The organism is Microcoleus sp. Pol7_B2, assembly GCF_036701035.1.
In the GTDB taxonomy this organism is placed as follows: domain Bacteria; phylum Cyanobacteriota; class Cyanobacteriia; order Cyanobacteriales; family Microcoleaceae; genus Microcoleus.
In genome coordinates, this window is the sequence record NZ_JAUBQB010000163.1 from 1 (window position 1) to 3,317 (window position 3,317).

The 3,317-nt window shown below is 45.6% G+C and carries 1 protein-coding gene; it reads left to right on the forward strand.

What is annotated here, in order from left to right; genetic code table 11:
• Positions 1-3,317 (forward strand): AAA family ATPase (locus QUA57_RS28220; protein WP_333065094.1); only part of this gene is annotated, 3,317 nt, incomplete at both ends.

The following is a 3,317-nucleotide window of genomic DNA, read 5'->3' on the forward strand; positions in this document are numbered from 1 at the left end:
GCCACCTTTTACGAACTGCTGACAGGAAAACTGCCATTTGAATGTGACGACCCCATGGAGTTGGTTCACTGCCATATTGCCAAACAACCTCCTGCAATAAACAGCCAAGAAATCCCGCAGGTGATTTCGGATATGGTGATGAAGCTGATGGCAAAAAATGCCGAAAAACGCTATCAAAGTGCCTTGGGATTGAAGTATGACTTAGAACGGTGTTTGCAGCAGTATCAAGAAACTGGAAAGATTGAAACATTTGAGTTAGGAACGCGAGATATATGCGATCGCTTCCTGATTCCCGAAAAACTCTACGGTCGAGAACGAGAGATACAGCAACTTCTAGAAGCCTTTGAACGAGTAGCAGAAGGCAACAGCGAAATGATGCTCGTTGCAGGCTTTTCTGGCATAGGAAAAACCGTTGTGGTTAATGAAGTTCAAAAACCCATTGTCCGACAGCATGGCTATTTCATTAAAGGTAAATTTGACCAGTTCAATCGCAATATTCCCTTTTCGGCATTTGTGCAAGCATTCCGCGATTTAATGACACAATTGCTCAGTGAAAGCGAGCTCCAACTCCAAGCATGGAAAACCAAAATTTTAGCAGCCCTTGGTGACAACGGACAAGTCATTATTGAAGTCATTCCTGAACTAGAACGGATTCTCGGACAACAACCCCCAGCCCCAGAATTGTCAGGGATGGCTGCTCAAAATCGGTTCAATTTGCTCTTCCAAAAATTTATCTCTGTTTTTACCACAAAAGAGCATCCCTTAGTGATGTTTATGGATGATTTGCAGTGGGCTGATTCGGCATCTTTAAAGTTGATGCAGTTGCTCATAGGTGAATCCCAGTCCAGTCACCTGCTACTAATTGGAGCCTATCGAGACAATGAAGTTACCGCTGCCCATCCCTTGATGTTGACTTTAGATGAAGTCACAAAAATCGGGGCAATAGTAAATACCATTACACTAGCACCTCTGGCTCGAACCAGTTTGAATCAATTAGTAGCAGATACGCTGAATTGTTCTCCTAACTTAGCAGAACCGCTGACGGAGTTGGTTTATCAGAAGACAAAAGGAAACCCATTTTTTGCGACGCAGTTTCTCAAGGCATTGCATCAAGATGAATTGATTATTTTTGATATTAAAGCAGGATATTGGCAGTGCGATATTAGCAAAATTACCGAAGCAGCACTGACGGATGATGTAGTTGAATTCATGGCGCAGCAGTTACAGAAATTGCCAGTTGAAAGTCAGGGTGTTTTAAAATTAGCAGCTTGCATTGGCAATCAGTTCGATCTGACAACATTAGCAATTGTTTCGGAAATCTCGGAGACGGGAACGGCAACGGCTTTGTGGAAAACTTTACAGGAAGGTTTTGTTTTACCTCAGAGTGAGATTTATAAATTTTATGTAGGGGAAGAAGAAAAGATCGATCGAGGTACTACTCAAACGGTTGCCTATCGCTTCTTGCACGATCGCGTCCAACAAGCCGCTTATTCTTTGATTCCGGAAGCAGAACGCGCGATCGCCCATTATCAAATCGGGCAACTGCTGCTGCAACAAATTTCAGCAGAAGCCAGAGAAGAACGCATTTTTGAATTAGTCAATCAGTTGAACTACGGCACGACGCTGGTTGTAGAACAACAGGAAAGGGAGGAACTCGCCCAACTCAACCTCATAGCTTGCCGCAAAGCGAGATCGGCAACTGCCTATCAAGCAGCCCGCGAATATGCCACAGTGGGGCTGCAACTGCTGGGAACAGACGCTTGGGAACGGCATTACGAAATGACCCTATCCCTGCACGACTTAGCTGCCGAGGTGGCTTTTTTAGCCGGCGATTTTGAGCAAATGCACCAGTGGATTGAAGCAGTGATCGATCGTGCGAAAACACCTTTAGAACAGGTGCAAGTTTATCAAGTCAAAATCCAGGCATTGGTAGCCCACAATAAATTTGTCGAGGCGATCGCGATCGGTCAATCGGTCTTCCAAATGTTAGGCGTAAACCTACCAGATGAACCAACCCTAGACGATATTCGGCAGGTGAAGCAAGAAATTGATGCCCTAATTGAAGGTCGCTCCATTGAGTCATTCATTCATCTGCCGAAAATGACCGACCCCCAGCAATTAGCCATTATGCAAAATGCGGCTCGGCTGACACCCGTCTGTTATATGTCAGGAACAAAGCTTTATTTCCTAGTCGTAGCGCTCCAGGCCAAGTTGTCCATCCAATTTGGCAATAGTCCGGTTTCCGCTTTTTGCTACGTGGGTTACGCCTTCCAACTGAGGATGCTGTGGGGCGACATGACAATGGTGCCTCAGTTTGGGCAATTAGGATACCAACTCGCCTTAGAACCCAATGCCAAAAACATTCGAGCCGCCACCGCCATGTTAATGGGGGCATATGTGGGTTCTTGGACGATCCACCTGCAAGAAACGCTGCCCATTCTTCTCGATGGGTATCAAGCTGGATTAGAAACAGGCAATCTAGAATTTATGGGCTACGACGCCCAGTTGTACTGTTTCAATGCTTATTGGTACGGTCAACCCCTGGCTGAACTCGAACCGCAAATTCGCGCCTATTACCAACAGTTGTGCGACCTCCACCAAGTCACAGCAGCAAACTGTGTGTTGGCGTACTTGCAGGCGGCTCAAATTCTCTTGGGTCAGTCAGAGGACGAGATTCCCTTACGCCAGGATGCCTATGAAGAAGAAGTCCTGGCTCAGGCAAAAGTCGATTTTTACCGACTATCCTTCTTCTACTTGTATCGATTCACATTGAATTACTGGTTGGAAGACTTTGCTAAAGCAGAACACGATGCTGCTCAAACGCGACACTATTTGGCTGGAGGGATGGGAAGTATCGTTGAACCGATCTTCTACTTCTATGATTCTCTAAACGTGCTGGCCACTCCTGGTGAATCGATGTCCCAGTCAGAGCCGCGATGGCAGCGAATAGAAGAAAATCAAGCCAAGCTCAAAGACTGGGCAGATTATGGCCCCATGAATTACTTGCACAAATATCATTTAGTTGAAGCCGAAAAGCATCAACTCCTCAATTGCAAAACAGAAGCTCTAGAATTTTATGATTTAGCAATTCAAGGAGCTAAGGAAAACGGTTTTATCCAAGAGGAAGGATTAGCCAACGAACTCGCGGCAAAATTCTACCTTGATTGGGGCAAAGAAAAAGTTGCCGCCAGCTATATGCAGGAAGCATATTACTGTTATGCCCGTTGGGGTGCACTAGCCAAGGTTGAAGACTTAGAAAAAAGGTATCCCCAATTACTTCATCCCATCCTGAATCAGCCCAAACTCCGCTTTAATCC